Annotated in this window: 21 protein-coding genes; 9 read left to right on the forward strand and 12 right to left on the reverse strand. The window is 68.5% G+C overall.

What is annotated here, in order from left to right:
• Positions 1-112: 112 nt before the first annotated feature.
• The 7 genes from ACI48D_RS07320 to ACI48D_RS07350 all read right to left on the reverse strand — a co-directional run bounded on the left by ACI48D_RS07320 (position 113) and on the right by ACI48D_RS07350 (position 6,112).
• Positions 113-493, reverse strand: a complete 381-nt coding sequence (locus ACI48D_RS07320; protein WP_435570563.1) for a TraR/DksA family transcriptional regulator — start codon at positions 491-493, stop codon at positions 113-115.
• Between the two features lie 65 nt (positions 494-558).
• Complete coding sequence (locus ACI48D_RS07325) at positions 559-1,077, reverse strand: hypothetical protein (protein WP_435570564.1); 519 nt, start codon at positions 1,075-1,077, stop codon at positions 559-561.
• Positions 1,078-1,092: 15 nt separating this feature from the next.
• Positions 1,093-1,962: a hypothetical protein gene (locus ACI48D_RS07330; RefSeq protein WP_435570565.1), complete on the reverse strand. Its 870-nt coding sequence runs from the start codon at positions 1,960-1,962 to the stop codon at positions 1,093-1,095.
• A gap of 92 nt (positions 1,963-2,054) precedes the next feature.
• Positions 2,055-2,831, reverse strand: a complete 777-nt coding sequence (gene otnI, locus ACI48D_RS07335; protein ID WP_435570566.1) for a 2-oxo-tetronate isomerase — start codon at positions 2,829-2,831, stop codon at positions 2,055-2,057.
• Positions 2,832-2,926: 95 nt separating this feature from the next.
• Positions 2,927-3,388 (reverse strand): MarR family winged helix-turn-helix transcriptional regulator, encoded by a 462-nt coding sequence (locus ACI48D_RS07340; protein ID WP_435570567.1) that lies wholly within the window; start codon positions 3,386-3,388, stop codon positions 2,927-2,929.
• Positions 3,389-3,559: 171 nt separating this feature from the next.
• A complete protein-coding gene (locus ACI48D_RS07345; protein ID WP_435570568.1) occupies positions 3,560-5,008 on the reverse strand; it encodes a DEAD/DEAH box helicase in 1,449 nt (482 codons plus the stop codon).
• 324 nt (positions 5,009-5,332) lie between these two features.
• The gene (locus ACI48D_RS07350; protein ID WP_435570605.1) at positions 5,333-6,112 is read right to left on the reverse strand and encodes an inositol monophosphatase family protein; all 780 of its coding nucleotides are present in this window, start codon (positions 6,110-6,112) and stop codon (positions 5,333-5,335) included.
• 195 nt (positions 6,113-6,307) lie between these two features.
• On the opposite strand from ACI48D_RS07350, the gene ACI48D_RS07355 reads away from it, so the two are divergent.
• The 7 genes from ACI48D_RS07355 (at position 6,308) to ACI48D_RS07385 (ending at position 12,447) form a co-directional block, all read left to right on the forward strand.
• Entirely contained in the window at positions 6,308-7,063 is a 756-nt protein-coding gene (locus ACI48D_RS07355; protein WP_435570569.1) for an RNA methyltransferase, read from the forward strand.
• Positions 7,064-7,199: 136 nt separating this feature from the next.
• Positions 7,200-7,730, forward strand: a complete 531-nt coding sequence (locus ACI48D_RS07360; RefSeq protein WP_435570570.1) for a twin-arginine translocation signal domain-containing protein — start codon at positions 7,200-7,202, stop codon at positions 7,728-7,730.
• 9 nt (positions 7,731-7,739) lie between these two features.
• Positions 7,740-9,386: a GMC family oxidoreductase N-terminal domain-containing protein gene (locus tag ACI48D_RS07365; RefSeq protein ID WP_435570571.1), complete on the forward strand. Its 1,647-nt coding sequence runs from the start codon at positions 7,740-7,742 to the stop codon at positions 9,384-9,386.
• A 7-nt stretch (positions 9,387-9,393) separates the two neighbouring features.
• Positions 9,394-10,323, forward strand: a complete 930-nt coding sequence (locus tag ACI48D_RS07370) for an esterase/lipase family protein (protein WP_435570572.1) — start codon at positions 9,394-9,396, stop codon at positions 10,321-10,323.
• A 33-nt stretch (positions 10,324-10,356) separates the two neighbouring features.
• Positions 10,357-11,124: a response regulator gene (locus ACI48D_RS07375; RefSeq protein WP_435570573.1), complete on the forward strand. Its 768-nt coding sequence runs from the start codon at positions 10,357-10,359 to the stop codon at positions 11,122-11,124.
• A gap of 79 nt (positions 11,125-11,203) precedes the next feature.
• On the forward strand, positions 11,204-11,884 hold the full coding sequence (locus ACI48D_RS07380) for a TetR/AcrR family transcriptional regulator (protein WP_435570574.1): 681 nt from the start codon (positions 11,204-11,206) through the stop codon (positions 11,882-11,884).
• Complete coding sequence (locus tag ACI48D_RS07385) at positions 11,881-12,447, forward strand: TIGR00730 family Rossman fold protein (RefSeq protein ID WP_435570575.1); 567 nt, start codon at positions 11,881-11,883, stop codon at positions 12,445-12,447. Before ACI48D_RS07380 ends, ACI48D_RS07385 begins: the two co-directional genes overlap by 4 nt.
• A gap of 2 nt (positions 12,448-12,449) precedes the next feature.
• On the opposite strand, the gene ACI48D_RS07390 is transcribed toward ACI48D_RS07385, so the two are convergent.
• The 4 genes from ACI48D_RS07390 to ACI48D_RS07405 are packed head-to-tail and all read right to left on the reverse strand — an operon-like array spanning position 12,450 to position 16,951.
• On the reverse strand, positions 12,450-13,562 hold the full coding sequence (locus tag ACI48D_RS07390) for a diguanylate cyclase (protein ID WP_435570576.1): 1,113 nt from the start codon (positions 13,560-13,562) through the stop codon (positions 12,450-12,452).
• Entirely contained in the window at positions 13,559-16,279 is a 2,721-nt protein-coding gene (locus tag ACI48D_RS07395) for a bifunctional diguanylate cyclase/phosphodiesterase (protein WP_435570577.1), read from the reverse strand. Before ACI48D_RS07395 ends, ACI48D_RS07390 begins: the two co-directional genes overlap by 4 nt.
• 11 nt (positions 16,280-16,290) lie before the next feature.
• On the reverse strand, positions 16,291-16,728 hold the full coding sequence (locus tag ACI48D_RS07400; RefSeq protein ID WP_435570578.1) for a phosphate ABC transporter substrate-binding protein: 438 nt from the start codon (positions 16,726-16,728) through the stop codon (positions 16,291-16,293).
• A gap of 1 nt (position 16,729) precedes the next feature.
• Positions 16,730-16,951 (reverse strand): hypothetical protein, encoded by a 222-nt coding sequence (locus tag ACI48D_RS07405; protein WP_435570579.1) that lies wholly within the window; start codon positions 16,949-16,951, stop codon positions 16,730-16,732.
• Between the two features lie 177 nt (positions 16,952-17,128).
• Here ACI48D_RS07405 and ACI48D_RS07410 point away from each other — a divergent pair, with 177 nt between their 5' ends.
• Positions 17,129-17,548 (forward strand): DUF2946 domain-containing protein, encoded by a 420-nt coding sequence (locus tag ACI48D_RS07410; RefSeq protein WP_435570580.1) that lies wholly within the window; start codon positions 17,129-17,131, stop codon positions 17,546-17,548.
• A gap of 112 nt (positions 17,549-17,660) precedes the next feature.
• Positions 17,661-19,982, forward strand: coding sequence for a TonB-dependent receptor (locus ACI48D_RS07415; RefSeq protein WP_435570581.1), 2,322 nt, complete (start codon positions 17,661-17,663; stop codon positions 19,980-19,982).
• A 3-nt stretch (positions 19,983-19,985) separates the two neighbouring features.
• Here the strand turns inward: ACI48D_RS07415 and ACI48D_RS07420 are convergent, their stop codons facing one another.
• Positions 19,986-22,682 (reverse strand): PAS domain-containing protein, encoded by a 2,697-nt coding sequence (locus ACI48D_RS07420; RefSeq protein WP_435570582.1) that lies wholly within the window; start codon positions 22,680-22,682, stop codon positions 19,986-19,988.
• Positions 22,683-22,684: the final 2 nt, after the last annotated feature.

A 22,684-nucleotide genomic window follows, 5' to 3' on the forward strand; every position in this document is an offset into this window, starting at 1 on the left:
TGCCAACTGTCGTAATCTCCATGATGACGCCCCCCTCGGTTCAAGTGGTTGCTCGATACTTCCACTTTGGCACATCGATGCCGTTACGGGTGGGGGCGTCCATCCCATTGCTCTAGCGCTTTTCGGCGCGGGTCTGGCAGGCAATGCACAGCCGCGCTTCCGGCCGCGCCAGCAGGCGCGAAGCGCCGATCGGCTGGCCGCAGCCCTCGCACAGGCCATAACTCCCATCCTCGAACTTGGCCAGCGCATGGCGCAATACCTGCACTTCGGCTGCATGGTGGCCGGCGGCTTCGCGCTCGAGGTCGTTCAGCAGGCGCACGGTGGCACGGTCGAGCGGTGAGCTTTCGACTTCGGCGACCGGCGATGCGTCATCGGCGGTCTGCTGCGCCTGCACGCTTTCCAGCGCGCGCAGGCGCTGTTCCAGCATCGATTTCAGGAGTGCGAGCCGGTCCTCGTCCGCGCCGCCGGACTGGACGGTTGGATTGACGCTCATTGGAAGGCCCTCCGATTGGAATGTGGCTCGCGGAAGGCCAGTGTAGCGCAAACTCCGGGCGCGCTCTATGCCGGCGGCGCCTCGTGCACGGCCACCACATCGAGCTGGGTCTTCAGCTGGTCGACCGCGGCCAGGATCGGCAGGACCTGGCCGGTGGCGGCCGCCGCGGCCAGGCCCAGCAGGCGCGCGACCAGGGTGATGCCGTCGCCGATGCGGGTGATCCGCTTGATCTTGTCGGCGGCATCAAGGGTGAGCGCGATCAGGTGCTGTTGCGACTGGCCGAGCGAGGCGACGATGCAGGCCGCGGCGTCGGCATACAGGCGATCGGCGCGCTGGCGCAGCTCGATCTCGGCGTCGAGCAGCGCGCGCGCGACGGCCTGCTCCGGCTCCGGCACCTCGCCATGGTGCTGTGCCTGGCTACGGTGGATATCGCGCATCACCCGCTCGTGGATGCTGTCGGCGCAGGCGGACAGGCGGTCGGCCAGTTCCTCGACCTGCTTCGCGGTGGACAGCGCTTCGGCCGAGGTCTGGCCGCCTGGTTTGACCGCTGCCGCCGGCTGCGGGGTGGGGGTGTCGTTTGCCATGTTGACTCCTCGCGTTCAATCGGACAGCGCGTCGCGCAGGGCGATCAGGTCGCGCCCATAGGCGGCCAGGAGCTTGCGCATTTCCTCGCCGGACAGCTGGTGCAGGTTCTCGCGCATCTTCTGGTGCCCCTGCGCGACCTTGCTCAGGCCCTGCAGGGCCAGCGCGTAGCGCTTGTCGATCAGCTTGTATTCGGTCGACTTGCTCAGGTAGTGGACCTTGGCCAGGGTGACCAGCATGCGGTCCGAGTTCTTGGTCGAGAACGGAATCTCGACGTCGAAGATGCCGAGGATGGTCTTCTTCTCGTTCTCGTTGGTCTTTGCGTACAGCCGGGTCAGGGCGATCATCGCGTCCAGCAGCACCTGCACGTCGGTGTCGCCGTCGCGTACCATGGTCTCGACGCTGCGGTTCTGGTAGCCGGAGGCGATCACCCGCGTCAGAAGGCGGGTCAGGCCGGTGTAGGCCACGATGTGGCGCTGCTGCAGGCCGGATTCGGCGTTTGCCTTCAGGCCGTTGCCGAGATCGTCGAGCTGGGGCGACAGGTCGTAGCGGCCGTCGCCGGCCAGTACGCTCAGGGTCTGCATGTAGAGCACCAGGCTTTTCTGGATGCTGACGAAGTCGTCGTAGACGGCCTTGCGGCGGGCGTCGTTTTCCCTGGCGATGCGGTCGGCGGCCGGCGACAGGTAGGGCTGCTCGCGTTCGTAGGTGTCGCGGTAGCGCTTCGACAGCTCGGCATAGCCGCCGAGGCGGGCCGAGGCGTCGGCGAATTGCCTCACCTCCGCCAGGCTGGCCGGGCCGGTGGTGGCGCAACCGGCCAGCAGCAGGGCGGCCAGGAAAATAGGCAGGTAACTGAGCAGGTGACGATGCCAGCGCGGGCGAATGAGCATGGTTCCTCTCTAGCCGGCAGAAGCCGGACTCGAAAAGCCCCATTCTTTCAAAGTTGCCCAGCGGCTATCTTGCCTCTAATCAAGCCGCGCCTTTATATCCACGCATCGCGCCAGCCCAGTCCGGCCATCGTGTCGCCTTGCGGCACGTATTCGCAGCCGATCCAACCGTCGTAGCCGAGCTCGTCGAGCAGCTTGAACAGGAAGGGGAAATTGATTTCCCCGGTGCCGGGTTCATGCCGGCCCGGCACGTCGGCCAGCTGGACGTGGCGGATCAGCGGCAGGCGCTCGCGCAGGGTATGGGCCAGGTCGCCTTCCATGCGCTGCATGTGGTAGATGTCGTACTGCAGGAAGAGATTGGCGGCCCTGCATTCGGCGATGATGGCGGCGGCCTGGCTGCTGTGCGTCAGGAAATAGCCGGGAATATCGCGGTTGTTGATCGGCTCGATCAAGACCTCGATGCCGTGGCCGGCGCAGGCTGCGGCGGCAAAGCGCAGGTTGGATACGAAGGTGGCGTGGGCGCGCTCGGGCGCGACGTTCGGCGGCAGCTTGCCGGCAAGGCAGTGCAGCCGCGGCACGCCGAGGTCGACCGCATAATCGAGGGCCAGCTCGACGCTGTCCTGGAATTCGCCGACGCGGCGCGGATCGCAGGCGAAACCGCGCTCGCCCGCGGCCCAGTCGCCAGCCGGAAAATTGTGGAGCACCAACTCCAAGCCGTAGCGCTGCAGGCGGCCCACGATCTGTTCCGGCTCGAAGACATACGGGAACAGGAATTCGACCGCGTCGAAGCCGGCCGCGCGCGCCGCAGCGAAGCGTTCGAGGAAGCTGAGTTCGTTGAACATCAGGCTCAGGTTGGCGGCGAACTTTGGCATGCCAAAATTCTAGCGGAAATGGCAATGCGGCGTGCGAAGCACGGCACGATCGCGTGTGGGACGGCGGCTTGCCGGTTTGTCGGTGGCGGCGGGCGTCATGGGCCGGTGCCGGCCAGCTGGGCCAGCAGGTTCGAGCTCGCCTCGAGCTGGGCCCGCGACGGCGCGCCCAGCATGGCGCGGCTGATGTTGTCGACCACGGTCGTGGCGTTCGTGACCAGCTCGCTGCCGGTGGCGGTGATGATGGCGTAGCCGACGCGGGCGTCGCGCGGATCGCTCTGGCGGTCGACCAGGCCGATCTTTTCCAGCGGCAGCAGCGAACGGGTCACGCCGGAAGCGGTCAGGCCCAGTTTCTCGGCCAGGTCGACCCGGCGCAGGCGGCCGCCGGGGGCGCGCTGCAGGTGCAGCAGCAACTGGTAGTCGGCAAAGCTGATGCCGTGGTGGGCGCCGAGGGCGCTGTCCAGGCGGCGCGAGAGGGCGGCCCAGGCGCGTCCCATGCGCAGGCAGAATTCGGTGGTCGGGGTATCGGTGCTCAGGGTATCGGTGGGGGTGTCGCTCATGCTGGGCCTCATTGTGTGAAAATGTACTTGAGTAATCAAGTATATGGAGCTTTGCGACACTAAGCAAGTACTTGAGTGCTCAAGCATTCGATGTGGCCATAAAAAAGCCGGGGCCGCGCAAGCTTGATGGCTTGCGCGGCCCCGGCCGATGAGGCCTGTCTCAGTGACCGATCAGCGGTCGCCGCCGCTGCGTGCCGAGGCCGGGCGCGGACCGCGGTTCTGGCCGCTGCGTCCGCCGCCGCCATTGCCGCCATTGCCGCGTGCGCCGCCGGCATTCGCGCCGTTACGGTTCGCGCCAGGCTGGCCGCCGTTGCGCGGCGCGCCGCCGGCCGGGGCAGGGCTGCGGCCGGCGGCCGGAGCGGTGCCGCGCGGTGCGTTACCCGGACGGCCGCCGCCCGGACGGCCGCCGCGGTTGCCGTGGCCCGGTGCGCCGCTGCGCAGCTGGATCGGCTGGGCCTTGGCGTTCGGATCCGGCTCGAAGCCCGGGATCACCTGGCGCGGCAGGGCCTGCTTGATGAGCTTCTCGATGTCCTTGAGCATCTGGTGTTCGTCAACGCAGACCAGGGACACCGCTTCGCCGGTGGCGCCGGCGCGGCCGGTACGGCCGATCCGGTGCACGTAGTCTTCCGGCACGTTCGGCAGGTCGTAGTTGACCACGTGCGGCAGCTGGTCGATGTCGATGCCGCGCGCCGCGATGTCGGTGGCGACCAGCGCCGTCAGGCTGCCGTCCTTGAACTCGGCCAGCGCCTTGGTGCGTGCCGACTGGCTCTTGTTGCCGTGGATCGCCATCGCGCCGATGCCGTCCTTGCCGAGCTGTTCGACCAGCTTGTTCGCGCCGTGCTTGGTACGGGTGAATACCAGCACCTGCTTCCAGTTGTTGGTCTTGATCAGGTGGGCCAGCATCGGGTGCTTCTTGTCGCGGTCGACCGGGTGGATCATCTGCTCGATGACTTCCACGGTCGAGTTGCGGCGCGCCACTTCGATCAGTGCCGGGTTGTTCAGCAGCTTGTCGGCCAAGGCCTTGATCTCGTCCGAGAAGGTGGCCGAGAACAGCAGGTTCTGGCGCTTCGGCGGCAGCACCGCCAGCACTTTCTTGATGTCGTGGATGAAGCCCATGTCGAGCATGCGGTCGGCTTCGTCCAGCACCAGAATCTCGATCTTGTCGAGCTTGATGGTGCCCTGGCCGACGTGGTCGAGCAGGCGGCCAGGGGTCGCGACCAGGATGTCGATGCCGTTGGCCAGCAGCTTGATCTGCGGGTGGATGCCGACGCCGCCGAAGATCACGGCGGAGTTCAGGTTGGTGTACTTGGCGTAGGTGCGGATGTTTTCCTCGACCTGGGCCGCGAGTTCGCGGGTCGGGGCCAGCACCAGCGCGCGGATCGAACGCTTCGCCGTTTTGTTGGTCAGCGCTGCGCCCACCGAGTTGGTCGACAGGCGGTGCAGCATGGGCAGCGTGAAGCCGGCGGTCTTGCCGGTGCCGGTCTGGGCGCCGGCCAGCAGGTCGCCGCCACCCAGCACGGCCGGGATGGCCTGTGCCTGGATCGGGGTCGGGGCGGTATAGCCCGCTTCAGTAACGGCACGTACGATGGCGTCGGTCAGACCGAGAGTAGTGAATGACATAGATTCTCTGTATGGATCGGCCCGTCGCCTTCACGTGGAAAGCGCCAGTCCAGCCGATCGGATTACACAACACGAGGAGGCCGGTACTGGACGCCGGCACACACCGAGAAGCGCGGCACCGACGAGCAAGGTCGAAGCCACACGGCATTATAGTTAGTTAAATATGTTTCGCTAGGGAAATTTTAGCGCGGCGAACTCGCCGGTGGGAGCGGCCGGCGCGGCGCCGGGGTCGGCGCCGGAAGCAAGTTTCCGCAGCGGGCTGCCTTTCGTAGGCGCCCGGACTTTCACAGCCTCTATTTTACGCGAAAGACCAGAGGCGCGTATTTAAGCGAACGGTTTCAGGACCGCAACCATGCCGGCGAAGACTTTCGGGCCGGCGGCGATCACGTCGCCCTTGTTCAGGTACTCGGATTCGCCGCTGAATTCGCCGACGATGCCGCCCGCCTCGGTCACCAGCAGCGAACCTGCGGCGATGTCCCAGATCTTCAGGCCTTTTTCGAAGAAGCCGTCGACGCGGCCGGCGGCCACGTTGGCCAGTTCCAGCGCCGCCGAGCCGCTCGAACGCACGCCGTGGCAGCGCGCCGCCACCAGTTCGTACATGCGCAGGTATTCGGCCAGCGCGCGCGGGTCGGCGCCGTGGCCGGAACCGATCAGGGCCTTGTTGATGCGGTCCGGATTGCGCACGCGGATGCGTTTTTCGTTCAGGTAGGAGCCGGCGCCCTTGGAAGCGGTGAACAGGTCGTTGCGGACCGGATCGTAGACCACGGCCTGGGTGATCACGCCGCGCTGTTGCAGCGCGATCGAGACGCAGTAGTTCGGATAGCCGTGCAGGAAGTTGGTGGTGCCGTCGATCGGATCGATGATCCAGACGTATTCGCTCTCGTCGTTCAGGTTGCCGGACGCGCCGCTTTCCTCGCCCAGGATGGCGTGGTCGGGATAGGCTTTCAGCAGGGTCTCGACGATCGCCTGTTCCGCCGCCTGGTCGACGTCGGTGACGAAGTTGTTATGGCTTTTTTCGCTGACGGTGATGCGATCGAGATCGAAAGATGCGCGGTTGATGACCGTGGCGGCGCGGCGGGCGGCCTTGATGGCCGTGTTGAGCATTGGGTGCATGAGGGCTTCCTGATGAATGCTGACGCCCACCGCGCACAGGCGCCGTGAACGATCGACTAAACGATGAAAGAGCAATGAGAATGACAAAGAGCAAAGCGGTGCCGAAACCGTTAAAATCCCGGCCAGGTTGCATAACCCGGACCTGGAATTCAAAGCTCGTACACCGCGCGATGGCGCTATTTTACAATGAACCCGACCGAAACTGACACATCTCTTTTCAAACGTCTACGCTTTGTGCTAGTGGAAACCAGTCGCGCAGGCAATGTCGGCTCGGTGGCGCGGGCGATGAAGACCATGGGCTTCTCCGACCTGGTGCTGGTGGCGCCGCGCTGCGCCGATCCGCTGGTTGATCCCGAGGCGGTTGCCTTCGCGAGCGGCGCGCGCGACGTGCTGGAAGGGGCGCGCATCGTCGGCACCGTGGCCGAGGCGCTGGAGGGCTGCAATTTCGCCGCCGCGGTGTCGGCCCGGCTGCGCGAATTCTCGCCGCCGGTATGGGGCCCGCGCGCCTTTTCAGCACACGTGGCCGAGAAGGTCGACCTGCGCCCGGCGCTGATCCTCGGCAACGAACGGGTCGGCCTGCCGAACGACATCGTCGAGGGCTGCAACGTGCTGATCAACATCCCGGCGAATCCATCGTATTCCTCGCTGAACCTGTCGCAGGCGGTCCAGGTGCTGGCCTACGAATGCCGGCTCGCGGCCGAAGGCGAGAACCGCACCCAGAGCGGGATCGGGTTCCACGGCGAGGCCGCCAGCATGGCCCAGGTCGACGGCATGTACGCCCACCTGGAAGAGGCGCTGGTGGCGATCGGCTTCCTGGACGCCGACAACCCGAAAAAGCTGATGCCGCGCCTGAAGCGCCTGTTCGCCCGCACCCAGCTGGAAACCGAAGAAGTCAACATCCTGCGCGGCATCGCCCGCCAGATCCTGCGTTCCAAGGAGTAGTTGCCAAAAACCGGGGTCAGAGCCCGGTTTTTGGAAATGGCCCTGCGTAAAGCTAGACGCCGCGCTCTAGTTTTCCGGCATTTTCCGCGTGAATCTTTCGCTTACACTAGGTTAAAAAGCAAGATAAAGGTTCGACATGGAGACAAGCCGCAGATCCTTCCTCAAGGCCGGCGCCCTGGCTGCGCTCGTGCTTGCCGCCGGCGGCGGCATCTACCGCTACACGCATCCGCCCGCGCAGTCGGCAAGCGCCGGTTTCGTCATCGACGGCGATGCGCGCGCCGCCCTGCATGCGCTCGTGCCGGCGATCCTGGCCGGCGTGCTGCCGACCGATCCGGCTGAACGCGCACGGGCGGTGACGGCGGCCACCGAACGCGTCAACCAGACCATCCTCGGCCTGCCGCTGGCCACCCAGCGGGAGTTACAGGACCTGTTCGGCCTGCTCGCGCTGGGTCCGGCGCGCCGGCTTCTGACCGGCATTCCGCACGGCTGGGCCGAAGCGGGCGACGCCCAGGTCGGTGCCTGGCTGCAGGACTGGCGCACCCACCGGCTGTCCCTGCTGCGCAGCGCCTACCAGGCCCTGCACGACCTGGTGCTGGGCAGCTGGTACAGCGATTCCGCCAACTGGGCGGCGATCGGCTATCCGGGACCGCCCGGGGAGCTCGCATGAGGAGGCCGCATGAGTAACACCACCATCATCCCCGACCCGTACGAGAGCGGCTTGGCGCGGGGCTGGAAGCTCGTCGACGGCGCCCGGGTGGACAGCGACCGCAGCCTCGAGGCCGACGTCGTGATCGTCGGCAGCGGCGCCGGCGGCGGCGTCACCGCCGAGATTTTGGCACTCAGCGGCCTGTCCGTCATCCTCGTGGAGGAGGGCGCGCTGAAATCCTCGCGCGACTTCAAGATGCGCGAAGCCGATGCCTATCCCGCGCTGTACCAGGAGTCGGCCGCGCGCAAGACCAAGGACAAGGCGATCAACATCCTGCAGGGGCGCACGGTGGGCGGCTCGACCACAGTCAACTGGACCTCGAGCTTCCGCACCCCGCCCGACACCCTGGCGTTCTGGCAGCAGCGCTATGGCTTGCGCGACTACGGCGTCGAGGCGCTGGCGCCCTGGTTCGAGACGATGGAGGCGCGCCTGCACATCGCCGACTGGCCGGCCGCGCCGAACGAGAACAACGACCTGTTGCGGCGCGGCGCCGAGAAGCTCGGCATCCCGACCGGCTTCATCCGCCGCAACGTCAACGGCTGCTGGAACCTGGGCTATTGCGGCATGGGCTGTCCGACCAACGCCAAGCAGTCGATGCTGGTGACGACCATTCCGTCCGCGCTCGACCATGGCGCGACCCTCCTGACCCGTTCGCGCGCCGAACGCTTCGTCATCCAGGGCGAGCGCATCGAGGCACTGGAATGCCTGCTCCTCGACGCCGACGGCATCCGCCCGACCGGGCGCCGGCTGCACCTGCGCGCGAAACACTATGTACTGGCCGGCGGCGCGATCAATTCGCCGGCGCTGCTGCTGCGTTCGAACGCGCCGGATCCCAACCGGCTGCTGGGCAAGCGCACCTTCCTGCACCCGACATTGATTTCGGCCGCGGTGTTTCCGCAGCCCGTCGAAGGCTATGCCGGCGCGCCGCAGACCGTGTATTCGGACCACTTCCTGCACACCCAGGCGATCGACGGCCCGCTCGGCTACAAGCTCGAAGCGCCGCCGCTGCATCCGGTGCTGCTGTCGACCACCATGACCGGCTTCGGCGTCCAGCACGCCGGCATGATGCGCCAGTTCCCGCACCTGCAGGGCATGCTGGCGCTACTGCGCGACGGCTTTCATCCGGAGTCGCGCGGCGGCACGGTAGCGCTGGGCGAGGGCGGGGCGCCGCTGCTCGACTACCCGCTCGGCGATCCGCTCTGGGACGGCGCGCGCCGCGCGCTCCTCACCATGGCCGAGATCCAGTTCGCGGCGGGCGCCGCCGCCGTGCAGGTGGCGCACGAGAGCGCGCCGCGCTACACCACCTGGCGCGATGCGAAGCAGGGCATCGCGGCGCTGCCTTACCGCCCGCACCTGACGCGGGTGGCCTCGGCCCACGTGATGGGCGGCTGCATGATGGCGGGCGATCCGCGCGCCGGCGTGACCGGGCCGGACGGGCGTTACCACGGCCTGGCCAACCTGTCGGTGCACGACGGCTCGCTGTTCCCGACCTCGATCGGCGCCAATCCGCAGCTGTCGATCTACGGTATCACGGCGCGCCTGGCGAGCCAGCTGGCGCAGTCGCTGACCGGCCGCCCGGCGCCGACGCCGCGGTCCGGCGCCCCGGCGGCGGCCTGAGGGAAGCATGAAAAGCGCACGCCGCCTGTCACGCGCGCTGTTGCTGGCGCAGCTGGGCGCGGCCATCCTGATCGGCTGGAGCGCGGTAGCCTGGGCGAAGATGGCGCCCTGGCAGGCGGCCCTGCTCGGCATCGGCAGCGTGGTGCTGGTGCGCCTGCTCATCAACATGAACAATTTCGTGCTGGCGGCGCGCTTCGCCGGCGCCACGCCGGAGGCCTTCCGCCTCGGGCTTGGCGCGCGCCTGCGCCTGCTGGCCGAGGAATACCTGGCCAGCATGCTGGTCACCTCCTGGCTCATCCCGCGCGCCGGCGCCGCCACCCGCATCTACCCCGGCAGCCGCCGGCCACCGGTGCTGCTGTTGCACGGCTACGGCTGCAACAGCGGCTACTGGGTCCACCTGACGCCCCTGCTGGACGCCGCCCGCATCAGCCACGCGACGGTGGACCTGGAGCCGGTGGCCGGCGACATCGACGGCTACGTGCCGCTGGTCGAGCGCGCGGTCCGGGACCTGTGCGCGGCCGCCGGTGCGGAAAAGGTGGCGATCGTCGCGCACAGCATGGGCGGCCTGGTGGCGCGCGCCTGGATGCGCGCCCATGGGACGGCGCGGGTGGCGCGCGTGATCACCCTCGGCACGCCGCACCACGGCACCGCGCTGGCGCGCTTCGGCCTCGGCATCAACGCCTTCCAGATGCGGCCCGGCAGCGCGTGGCTGGGCGCGCTGGCCGCCGCCGAGGACGGCGCCGCCCGCGCCCTCGTCACCTCGCTCTACACTCACCACGACAACATCGTGTCGCCGCGCGAGTCGAGCCGCCTGGAAGGCGCGCGCAACCTCGAATTCGGCGGCGTCGGCCACGTCGCCCTCGGCAGCAATCCGCGCGTGCTGGCCGCGGTCATGCACGAGCTGGCGCTACCTCCTTCCCGAGCGCCGGGATGTTAAAGTAAATACAATGACACGCCTTGGAGACAGGCCATGCCTGCGCACATCCTCATCGTCGAAGACGATCCTTCCACCCGCGAGCTGATGGCCTGCCTGCTGCAGGAGGCAGGGCATGCCGTGAGCGGCGCCGGCGACGGCGCGAACGGCTTGCGCCTCGCCCTCGACGGCCGCCCGGACCTGGTGGTGTGCGAGCTGCGCCTGCCGTCGATGGACGGCTACGAGGTGGCGCGCGCCCTGCGGGCCGACCCTGGCTGTGCGCGCATTCCGCTGCTGGCCGTGAGCGCGCTGGCGCAGGCGGGCGACCGCGAGCGGGTGCTGGCGGCCGGCTTCGACGGCTACCTGTGCAAGCCGATCGAACCGGCCAGCTTCGTCGCCGAGGTCGAGGCCTTCCTGCCGGTGGCGGTCGAGCCGGCCGCGCCGCCGTCGCCGACCCTGCTGGTGGTCGACGACGACAGCTTCATGCGCGAAGTGCTGGTTGACGCCCTCGAAGGCGAACCCTGGCGCATCCTCAGCGCCGGCTCGGCCGAGGAAGCGCTGGCGCTGATCGCGCGTCATCCGGTCGACGTGATCCTGGCCGACCAGTGCATGCCGGGCATGCAGGGCACCGAGCTGATGGCCTGCGTCAGCCGCGCGCATCCGCGCACCGTGCGCCTGATCCTGTCCGGCGTGGCGGAGCTGGAACCGATCGAACGCGCCTGCGCGGCCGGCCTGGTCGACCGCCGCCTGTCCAAGCCCTGGGCCGCCGGCGCGCTGCGCGAGGAGCTGCGCGCCGCGTTCGCCCTGCACGGCGGGCGAAACTGAGCAACGTGACCAAGGATCCCCTCGATATGGCCGACGGTCGGTGTTATCCTTGCGGGTGAGTTCAACCATGCCGTCTTCCATGCAACAAAAAGCGCCCCGCCGGACCCGCGAACGGATTCTCGAATTGTCGCTCAAGCTGTTCAACGAATTCGGCGAGCCGAACATCACGACCACCGTGATCGCCGAAGAGATGAACATCTCTCCGGGAAACCTGTACTACCATTTCCGGAACAAGGACGATATCGTCAATTCGATCTTCGCCCAGTTCGAGGCCGAGATCGGGCGCATGCTGACCGTGCCGGCCGGACGCCGCTCGAACCTCGAGGACGTCTGGCTCTACCTGCGCATGATGTTCGAGCTGATCTGGCGCTACCGCTTCTTCTACCGCGACCTGAACGACCTGCTGTCGCGCAACCGCAAGCTGGAGCTGCACTTCAAGGCCATCCTGGCGCACAAGATCAAGGTCGCGCGCCAGTTGTGCGAAGACCTGCGCAGCGAGGGCTCGCTGGAGGCCGGCGACAGCCAGATCGGCGCGATGGCGACCAATATGGTGGTGGTGGCGACCTACTGGCTGTCCTATGAATACGTGCGCAATCCGCGCAAGTACAGCGAGCAGCAGGCGATCGCCGACGCCCTCGCGCGCGGCTGCTACCAGGTGCTGTCGATGGTCGGCCCCTACCTGCGCGGCGACACCCAGGCCCTGTTCCAGCGCCTCTCGGAAGACTACCTGAAACAACTGCCTCCGGAAGGACAAGCATGAAAGCCATCGCCGTCTACTGCGGCGCCTCGCTCGGCGCCGATCCCCTCTACGCCGACGCCGCGCGCGGCCTGGCTCGCGTGCTGGTCGAGCGCAACATCGGCCTGGTCTACGGCGGCGGCAAGGTCGGGCTGATGGGCGTGATTGCCGACGAGGTGCTGCGCCTCGGCGGCGAGGCCACCGGCGTGATCCCGCGCGCCCTGCTCGAGCGCGAAGTCGGCCACACCGGGCTGACGCGCCAGTTCGTGGTCAAGGACATGCACGAACGGAAGGCCATGATGTCGGACCTGGCGGACGGCTTCATCGCCATGCCGGGCGGGATGGGCACGCTGGAAGAGCTGTTCGAGATGGTGACCTGGGCCCAGCTGGGCATCCACGCCAAGCCGATCGGCCTGCTCAACGCGAACGGCTTCTGGAACGGCCTCGCCGCCTTCGTGGGCCACATGGTGGAGCAGGGTTTCGTGCGCCCGGCGCACGCGGGCCTGATGATGCTGGACGCCGATCCGGACGCGCTGGTGGCGCGGCTGCAGGCGGCGGCACCCCCGCGCGCCGAAGCGCTGGTCTGACTTTATGCGGTGACCACCCGGTCGCGCCCCGCCGACTTGGCCTGGTAGAGCGCCTTGTCGGCGCGGTTCACGGTGTCGGCCAGCACTTCCGCGCCGCGCCGTGGCGTCAGGCCGGCCGAGAAGCTGACGCGGCGCCCGTCCGGCAGGTCTGCGCCGTCCAGGCCGGCGATGCGCAGCCCGCCCACCCGCGCGCGGATGCGCTCGACCACCTTCAGCGCCTCGGCCTCGCCGGTGTCGGGCAGCAGCAGCAGGAACTCCTCGCCGCCCCAGCGTGCCAGCACGTCGCCGGCGCGCAGTTCGGCGCGCGCGGCGGCCGCGAAGCTGCGCAGCACCTCGTCGCCGGCGGCGTGGCCGTGGCGGTCGTTGATCTGCTTGAAGAAGTCGATGTCGAGCAGGGCGATGCAGGTGCTGCATCCCTGGCCGCGGCGCCGTTCCTCCTGCGCCAGCACCTCGTTCATGTGGCGCCGGTTGGCGAGCGCGGTCAGCTCGTCGACCGTGGCCAGGGTACGGATCGTCTCCACCGCCTTCATCAGCTCTTCCTTCTGCGCCTTCAGGCGCGCGCGCAGCTTCGACATCTCGCCGGTGATCAGAGTGACCGCCAGCGAGCAGATCGCCATGATCGCGAAGGTCACCGCTTCCACCATCGGCGGATAATGCAGAGGATCGTGGGCCTGGTGCCACCACATGGTCGCGCCCATGCCGGCCAGGCCGGCGCCGGCCAGCGCCAGGGTCTGGCGCGGACGCAGCGCGAAGGTGCAGAACACCACCACCAGCATCAAGCCCATCAGGGTGGCGCCGCGCAGCGGCCCGGCGATCGAATACAGCCACATGTTGCAGCTGATGGCGAACACCGCCTGGATCGCCGACAGCACGGTCGGGGCCAGTCCGAGGCGGGCGCCGAAGCGCACCAGCAGGTAGGAGACGACGATCCCGCCGACGCCATACGCCGACAGCACCACGGCCGCGCCATGGTCGATCAAGCGGCGGTCGGCGACCTGCAGCACCAACAGGATGAAGACGAGGTACAGGAGCGCCGTCGCGCCCCAGTACGACAGCATCCGGCGCAGCTTGGGGTCGGTGCCGAACAGCAGGCGGGACAATGTGGACGGCATCATGCCTGGCCTCCCGTCCGCGCCTGCGCCAGCAGCATCTCGGCGATGCGTTCGGCCGGCACCGGGGGCGAGAACAGGTAGCCCTGCATCTCGTCGCATTCGTTCGCGGCCAGGAATTCGCGCTGCTCTTCGGTCTCGACGCCTTCGGCGATCACCCGAAGCTGCAGGCGGTGCCCGAGCGAGATCACGGCCAGTGCGATGGCCTGGTCGTCCTCGCTGGTGGCCAGGTCGCGCACGAAGGACTTGTCGATCTTCAGGGTGCTGATCGGGAAGGACTTCAGCGCCGACAGGCTGGAGTAGCCGGTGCCGAAGTCGTCGATCGACAGCGAGATGCCCATGTGCTTCAGTTCGCGCATGCGCTCCACGGCCTGGTTCAGGTCACGCATCAGGAGGCTCTCGGTCACTTCCAGTTCCAGCGCGCAGGGCGCCAAGCCGGTGTCGCGCAGGGCCGCCGCGATGCGCTCGACCAGGTGCTGTTCCTCGAACTGGCGGGCCGACACGTTGACCGACACCGTCAGCGGATCGAGGCCGGCGGCGCGCCAGAGCTGGGCCTGGCGGCAGGCGGTGCGCAAGACCCATTCGCCGATCGCGACGATCAGGCCGGATTCCTCGGCCAGGCCGATGAAGCGCGGCGGCGGCACCATGCCGTGCTCGGGATGGCGCCAGCGGATCAGGGCTTCGACGCCGAAGATGCGGCCGGTGCGCAGGTCGACCTTGGGTTGGTACAGCAGGCTGAACTCGCCGGCCGGGGCCGCGCCAGACGCCGGCGCGCCGGCCTGGGTCGTATCGAAAGCCTTGCGCAGGCCTTCCAGCAGCATCAGCTTTTCCTCGACGCTGGCGTTCATCTCGCGGGTGTAGAACTGGAAGTTGTTGCTGCCCAGGTCCTTGGCGCGGTACATCGCCGCGTCCGCGTTCATCATCAGGGTCTTCGGATCCTCGCCGTCGCGCGGGTACATCACCACGCCCATGCTGCAGCTGACCTGCACCGCCTGGTCGCCGATCGCCACCGGTTCGGTGACGGCCTGGCGGATCTTTTCCAGCACCGGCGTGATCGCCAGCGCGGTTTCGGCGACGTCCGGCAGCAGGATCACGAATTCGTCGCCGCCCACCCGGCCCAGGGTGTCGTTGCAGCGCAGGCAGTCCTGCATGCGGCGGCCAACCACCTTCAGCAGCTCGTCGCCGGCATTGTGGCCAAGGCCATCGTTGACCAGCTTGAAGCCGTCCAGGTCGATGAAGGCCAGCGCCAGGTGCTTGCCGTTGCGTTGGGCGTTCAGCACGGCCTGCTCGAGGCGGTCGCGGATCAGGCTGCGGTTCGGCAGGCCGGTCAGCTCGTCGTGGTGGGCCAGGTGGCGGATCCGCTCTTCGGCCTGCTTGCGTTCGGTGATGTCGCGCACGGTGGCGACCGCGCCGCCTTCGACCGGCACGATCTGGCGCTGCAGCCAGCGCCCGACGGCCGGCGCGGTCGCGGCCTGCCATTCGGTCTCGAGCGGCGCGCCGTCGGTCACCACGCGCAGCAGCTCGTCGAACATGCCGTTCACGCGGTAGAACGGCATCAGTTCGCCCATCAGGCGGCCACGCAGCTGTTCCTTGGGGATGCCGCTAACCTGTGCGGCGCGCGAATTGGTTTCCTCGATCAGGAAGTCGATCACGCGGCCGTCGCCGTCGAACACGCTGCGCAGCACGAAGAAGGCGTCCAGGCTGGCCTCCGAGGCCGCCGCATAGGTTTCCTGGGCGCGCCGTTCGCGCCCGCGCGCCTTCGCCAGCTGCCAGGACCAGGCGCTGATCATGCCGACCACGGCCAGCAGCAGGGCGCTGGCGGCGAAGGCCGCCACCAGGTAGTTGCCGCGGTGCTGCTTGTACTGCGCCATCTGTTCGCTCTCGGCCAGGCCGATCACGGCCGACAGCGGGAAGCCGTGCAGGCGGCGCACGCTGGCGTAGCGCGCCACGCCGTCGGGCGCGGTGGGGTGCGGTTCGAAGGCGTCGTCCAGCAGGCGGTCGAGCGCAAGCCGCTGGCCCCACGAGACCTTGTCGCCGGTGCGCAGCGCGCGCGCCATGCCGTCGTCGCCGACCAGGCCGACCAGCCCGAGCTCGCCCTCGCGCGAGCGCTCGTAGGCGCTGGTGAAGTAGGCCGGATCGGCTTCGACGATGGCGATGCCGGCGAAATGGCCGGCGGCGTCATTGATGCGCCGCGTGAAATGCAGGTGCGGCTCGAGCTTGGCCGGATCGTGCTGGGTGCGGCTCACGAAGGGCGTGGCGGACTCGCCGTCGCGGTGCACCGTGAAGTAGGCTTCGCGGCCGACGTCCAGCGGTGGCCTGGCCGGGTTGCTGGCCACGATCCGGCCGTCGCGATCGGCGATGCTCACCACGAACACCAGCGACGGCGGCAGCAGGCCCTGGCGGCGCAGCTTGTCGAGCGCGGCGTCGGGGCCGTGCTGCTCGACCGCGTACTTGATCACCTTCAGGGTCTGGTCGATCGCGTTCAGGCTGCGCGCCATCTGCGCTTCGTAGGTGGCGACCTGCTCGCGGGTGGCGTCGCGCGCATCCGCGACGGCAGCCTCGCGCTCGGCGGCGACGAAGTGGAAGGTCGCGATCCAGATCGCGATCAGCGGCAGCAGCGCGAACAGCGGCAGCGCGATGTGGGTCTCGAGTGCGCGCCCCAGCCGGCGGCTGATGCCCGGCGCGGGCGCGGACGCGGTCTTGGTGGCGGGCGCGGTGTGCATGGCGGGTTCCATCATTGCACCACCAGCACCGGGCGCACGCTGGGGTCGAGCGCGGCGCGATCGATATAGCCGATCAGCTCGGGATCCTCGGCGACCCGGCGGCGCACCGCGGCACTGCCGGCGGCCTCGCCGGGCGGCTGGCCGTGGCCGGTGAACACCATCTTCGACCAGTGGACCTTCAGCAGGGCCGGGGTCTTGCCGGCCACGCGCTGATAGAACTTGTCGCGCAGCTTCGATCCGAGCGGCTGGTCGAGCGGCACCGCTTCAAGGCCGTCCGGGAAGCGCGCGGCCTGGCCGAGGAAGATCGCGGCCACCTGGTCCGGACGCAGCGCGGTCACCGGATTCCTGGCCGAGACGATCACCACCAGGTCGGCGGCGCCGGCCGCCATGCCGGCGAGGGACATGACGGCGGCCGCCAACAGGCGCCGGGAGAGCTTGGCGGTCCGCATCCTAGTACACGACATCGAGGGCGACGCTGGCCACGTGGGCCGTCTGGCCGCAGCGGAAGGCGGGCGTCGGGTTGATCAGGGTGCCGTCGCCGCCGATCGTGCCGATGCCGGACAGCGTCCAGCCTGCTTCCTCGCCGTCCTGCGCACGAGCGCCGCCGCCGAGCAGCAGGCCGATCGCGAACAGGGGAGAGAGCAAGAGTCGGCCGGAGGTGTGTTGCAGCATTACTTGGATTCGGAACAAGGGCGGGCGGGGCGCAGGAAGCGCGGGTTGACTTTATACGCAGGGAAATTGAAAGTCGATAGATAAGTTTTAATGCTTTCAGGAATAGTTTATTCCGTTGTGTGGTGGCAACGTGGTGTCGCGGGCGGCGGGTCCCGGGGCGTGGACTATAATGCAAGCATGCATATCCTGTCACGGCATTGGCGCATGCGCGCGCGGATCGGCTGGATCGCCTGCCTGGCCATCCTGTTCAACGCGCTCGTGCCGCTGGTGTCGCAGGCGATGCAAGCCGCCGGCCCGGCGCCGACGCTGATGCAGATGGAAGTCTGCACCGCGATGGGCATGAAAACGATGCCGGTGGTGTTGTCCGCTACCCCGTCCGATGCCGGCGATGCGTCGTCCGGCAAGCTGCAGAAGGGCATCGCCCACTGCGGCTTGTGCGTCTTCCATGCCGCCGCATACGGCCTGCCGCCGCCGATGGGGGCCGGCTTCGTCGCGGCTGCCGGCCGCGATGCCTTTCCGCCGCTCCACTACCAGTCTTCGCGTCCGTTGTTCCCGTGGTCGCTGGCGCAGCCGCGCGCCCCGCCACGCCTGTCCTGAGCGCGCGGTTTCACACCGCCAGCATCGATTCGCACGCCATGCCATCCGGCCGCCGCACAGGCCGGCGGCCGCATTGGCGTGCGCCGATCGCCACATCATCCCAGGAACAAGAATGAAGAATGCAAGCACATCGCTGGCGCAGGTCGGCACGCTGACCGTGCTGGCGGCCGCCATGCCGGCGGCCTTCGGCCAGGCCGCGCCCGACCAGGAGCCGGCCGCCGGCCAGACCCGCCAGCTCGGCACCGTCATCGTCACGGGCAAGCACCCGACCTCGCTGCCGACCCAGATCCCGACCACGATCGAGACCGTTACCGGCGAAGAGATCGCGCGCGGCATCAATGCCAGCGACGCCGAGGACGCCCTGAAATACCTGCCCAGCCTGCTGGTGCGCAAGCGCTATAACGGCGACTACAACCACGCGGTGCTGTCGACCCGCGCTTCCGGCACCGGCAACAGCGCCCGCTCGGCGGTGTACGCGGACGGCATCCTGCTGTCCAACTACCTCGGCAATGGCGCCGCCTTCGCGCCGCGCTGGGGCATGGTCAGCCCCGAAGAGATCGAGCGCGTCGACGTGCTGTACGGCCCGTTCTCGGCGGCCTACGGCGGCAATTCGGTCGGCGCCGTGGTCGACTACGTCACCCGCATGCCGTCGCGCTTCGAAGCGCACGCGAAACTCTCGGCCTCGTACCAGCCGTTCAGGCTGTACGGCAGCGACGACAGCTTCCGCGGCCGCCAGGGCAGCATCTCGCTCGGCAACCGCGCCGGCGCCTGGTCCTGGTACCTGGACCTCGGCCGGATGGACAGCGACGGCCAGCCGCTGACCTTCCCGACCCGCTACCCGGCCGCTGCCTCCGGCGCGGGCACGCCCGTGAGCGGCGCCGTGCCCGCCCAAGACCGCAGCGGGCGCGACTGGCTGATCCTCGGCGCGGCGACGCAATACCATACCGAACAACAGCACCTGAAGGCCAAGCTGGCCTACGATTTCTCGTCGTCCTTGCGCGCCACCTACGTGTTCGGGCTGTGGGACAACGACGCGCAGGGCCGGCCGCGGAGCTACCTGCGCGACGCCGCCGGCCGGCCCGTCTACAGCGGCACGGTGAACATCGGCGGGCGCGCCTACCAGCTCGCGCCAGGCGACTTCAGCCAATCGAACGAAAGCCTGCGCCACTTCATGCACGGGCTGACCTTGAAGAGCAGCTCCCGTGGCGTGTTCGACTGGGAGCTTGCCGCCAGCCTGTATGACTACGACAAGGACATCCTGCGCGCGCCGACCATCGCACTGCCGGCCGCCGCCAGCGGCGGAACGGGGCGCATCGTCGACCAGGGCGGCACCGGCTGGCACACCTTCGCGGCCAAGGGCGTGTGGCGGCCGCAGGGCGCGGCGGGCGCACACGTGGTCGAATTCGGCTGGCAGCGCGAAGCCTACAAACTGCGCAGCATCGAGAACGCGACCGCCGACTGGCTGAACGGCGCACCCGGCGCGCGCAACCAGGCCTTCGGCGGCCGCACCGGCGTCGACGCCCTGTACGCCCAGGACACCTGGAAGTTCGCGCCACGCTGGAAGACGGTGCTGGGCCTGCGCCACGAGCGCTGGGAAGCGCGCGAGGGCCGGACCTCGAACGCGAGCACGACCGTCAGCCATGGCGAGCGCAGCGAGCACTATGTTTCGCCCAAGGCCGCGCTGGCCTTCCAGGCGAGCGAGGACTGGCTGCTGAAGGCCTCGCTGGGCCGCGCGGTGCGCATGCCGACCGTGTCCGAGCTGTACCAGGGCGGCATCAATGCGGCCGGCACCCTGGTCAACAACGACCCGAACCTGAAACCGGAAAAATCCTGGACCGGCGAGCTGACGGCCGAGCGCAAACTGGAGGGGGATCCGATGCGGGGCCTGCTGCGCCTGACGGCCTTCGGCGAGCGCACCCGCGACGCCCTGTATTCGCAGACCAATGTGCTGGTGGTGCCGAACGTCACCAACGTCCAGAACGTCGACCGTATCAACACGAAAGGACTCGAGCTCGCCTATGCGGCCAGCGACGTTGCGTTGCGCGGACTGGACCTGAACGCCAGCCTGACCTGGACCGATTCAAAAATCGTCCGCAACGACAAATTCCCGGCCAGCGTCGGCAAGTGGCAGCCGCGCATTCCGCAGTGGCGCGCGACCGGGCAGGCGACCTGGCGCGTCGACGACCGCCTGTCCGCCACGCTGGCGGCGCGCTACAGCGGGCGCCAGTACTCGACCCTGGACAACGCCGACCCGAACGGCTTCGCCTACCAGGGCGCGAGCCGCTATTTCACGGCCGACCTGCGGCTGGTTTACCGGATCGACCGGCATTGGTCGGCCGCGCTCGGCATCGACAACCTGAACAACTACAAGTACTGGAACTTCCACCCGTATCCCCAGCGTACCTGGGTGGCGGAGCTGAACTGGGACCTGTGACGCTCAGTCGTGGGCCAGTGCCAGGCCGAGCGCCTGGCTGCGGCCCAGGCGCAGCATCGCGAAGGTATTGCGTCCGGCTTCCTTGGCCGCGTACAGGGCGCGGTCGGCGGCGTCGAGCAGGCGTGCCGGCACCGGGTCCGGCTGGTCCGCCAGCGCGGCCCCGATCGAGGTGCCGACCTGCAGGACCACTGCCTCCAGCTCGAACGGCGCGCGCATCGCGGCGAGGATCTTGCGCGCCACCAGCTCGACGTCGGCCTCGCCGGCCACGTCGTGCAGCAGCACGGTGAATTCGTCGCCGGCCAGGCGCGAGACCAGGTCCGAGCTGCGCACCGCGACGCTCAGGCGGCGCGCGAACTCGACCAGCACGGCGTCGCCGACGGCATGGCCGTAGCGGTCGTTGATCTGCTTGAAGTGGTCGACGTCCAGATACAGCAGGGCGCTGCCGCGTCCCGCACGGCCGGCGCGCTGCGCGCCCTTCAGCGCATTTTCGAAGTGGCGCCGGTTCGGCAGCCCGGTCAGGGTGTCGGTGTGCGCCAGCGCGTGCAGGCTGCGCTCGTGCATGCGCGAGGCGGTGGCGTCGGTGGTCAGCACGTACACGCCGACCACCAGGCCGTCGCGCAGCTGCGGCAGGAAGGTCGTGTGCGCGATCCGGGTGTGCTTCTTGCGCACGATCTCGTGCTCGCACTGCGAGGCGTGGCCGCGCCAGGCCTGTTCCAGCGCCGCCGCCTGGGGCGCGAGGTAGTCGGCGCCGAAGGCTTCTTCCATGGTCTTGCCGATGATCTGCCCGGCCGGCTTGCCCAGCCAGGACTGGTGGACGGCGTTGGCGAACACATAGCGGCGCTCGCTGTCCAGGTGGGCGATCAGCACCGGCAGGTTGTCGGTGATGGTGCGCAGCCTTTCCTCGCTTTCGGCAAGGCGCAGCTCGCTCATCTTACGCTCGGTGATGTCGAAGGCCATCGCATAAAAGCCGTCCGGCTCGCCGCCGGACGTATGCTGCGGGACCAGGCAGCACTGGTAATGCAGCTCCTGGCCGCTGGACCGGGACATGTACTCAAAGAACACGCGTTGGCCGGACATCGCCAGGCCGATGTAGGGGCTGAGCGTCGCATAGTCCTCAGGACGGTAGGCGCAGGCCATGTCCTGGCCGAGCAGCTCGTCGGCGGTGCGGCGGTGGACGTTCAGGGCATGGCCGTTGAGGAACACGAAGCGGCCGGCCGCGTTCACCTTGCCGATCAGCGCCGGCAGGTTCTCGGTGATGGCGCGCAGGCGCCGTTCGTTGATTTCGAGCTGGGCGCGCGAGGCGTTGGCCTCGGTGATGTCCTTCATCGCCACCACCGCGCCGAGCGGGCGGCCGGACGCACCGCGCAGGGGCCGGCCGCTGACCAGCAGGGTATGCACTGCGCTGCCGTCCTGCGCGATGACCATCGCCTCGTCGCGGATGGTCTCGCCCTTCAGCGCGCGCACCAGCGGGACCTCGTCCATCGCCAGCGGCGTGCGGCCGTCGACGTGGTACATCGCGTAATACGCCGACCACTCGGCCGGCACGATGGTCTTCAGCTCGCGTCCGACGATGGTGCGCGCCGCGCGGTTGAACAGCGACAGGTTGCCGACCGCGTCGCAGGTGACCACGCCGACATCGATCGAGTCCAGCACGGCGTCCAGCAGTTCCTGCTTCTCTTCCAGCTGCTGGCGGGTGCGGATTTGCTCCGAGATATCGTTCATGAAGGCGCCGAAGCAGCGCTTGCCCTTCCATTCGTAGAAGCTGATCGTCATTTCGACCATGATCTGGCGTCCGCTCGCGGTCAGCGCCGGCAGCTCGATCCTGCGGTTCAGGACCGGCCCGTCGCCGGTCTCGATGCAGCGCCGCATACCCGCCTCGTGCCGCGCGCGGTAGGCGTGCGGCACCAGCAGTTCGGTCAGGCTGCGGCCGAGCGCCTGCGCGCGCGGCCAGCCGAAGATGCGCTCGGCCGAGGCGTTCCATTCGACCACGCGGCCGTCGGCATCGGCGCCGACGAAGCCGTTCCAGGAGGAGGCGATGATGGTGCGGTTCCAGTCCACGCTGTGCTGCAGCGAGACCTCGATCTCCTTGCGGTGCGCGATCTCCTGCGACAGTTCGGCAAGCTTGCGCTCGAGTTCGGCCGTGCGCGCGGCGACGCGCTGCTCCAGTTCCGTGTTCAGGGCCTTCAGCGCCTGCTCGGCCATCAGGCGCGCGGTGGCCAGCTTCACATGGTTCAGTTCGACCTCGACCAGGTCGGCCAGGTCGCGCAGGGCCTGCTGCTGGGCATCGCCGAAGCTGCGCGGCGCATAATCGACGATGCACAGCGTGCCGACCGGCTGGCCGTCGCTGAACAGCGGCTGGCCGGCATAAAAGCGGACGTGGGGGGCGCCGGCCACCAGCGGATTGGCGGCGAAGCGCGGATCCCGGGCGGCATCCTCGACCACCAGCAGGTCGCCCTGCGCCACCGCGTGGCTGCAGAAGGCGATCGAGCGCGGCATTTCCGACTCGGCCAGGCCGCAGCGCGACTTGAACCACTGGCGGTGTTCGTCGACCAGCGATACCAGCGCGACCGGGACCCCGAAGGTCATCGCGGCCAGGCGCGTGAAGCGGTCGAAACGTTGTTCCGCGGGCGTGTCGAGGACGTCCAGCGAGTCGAGGGCTTTGATGCGGGTGTGTTCGGAAGAGGGGATGGGATGGTGCATGG

Source organism: Massilia sp. LXY-6, from assembly GCF_051233485.1.
Taxonomy (GTDB): Bacteria; Pseudomonadota; Gammaproteobacteria; order Burkholderiales; family Burkholderiaceae_D; genus Telluria.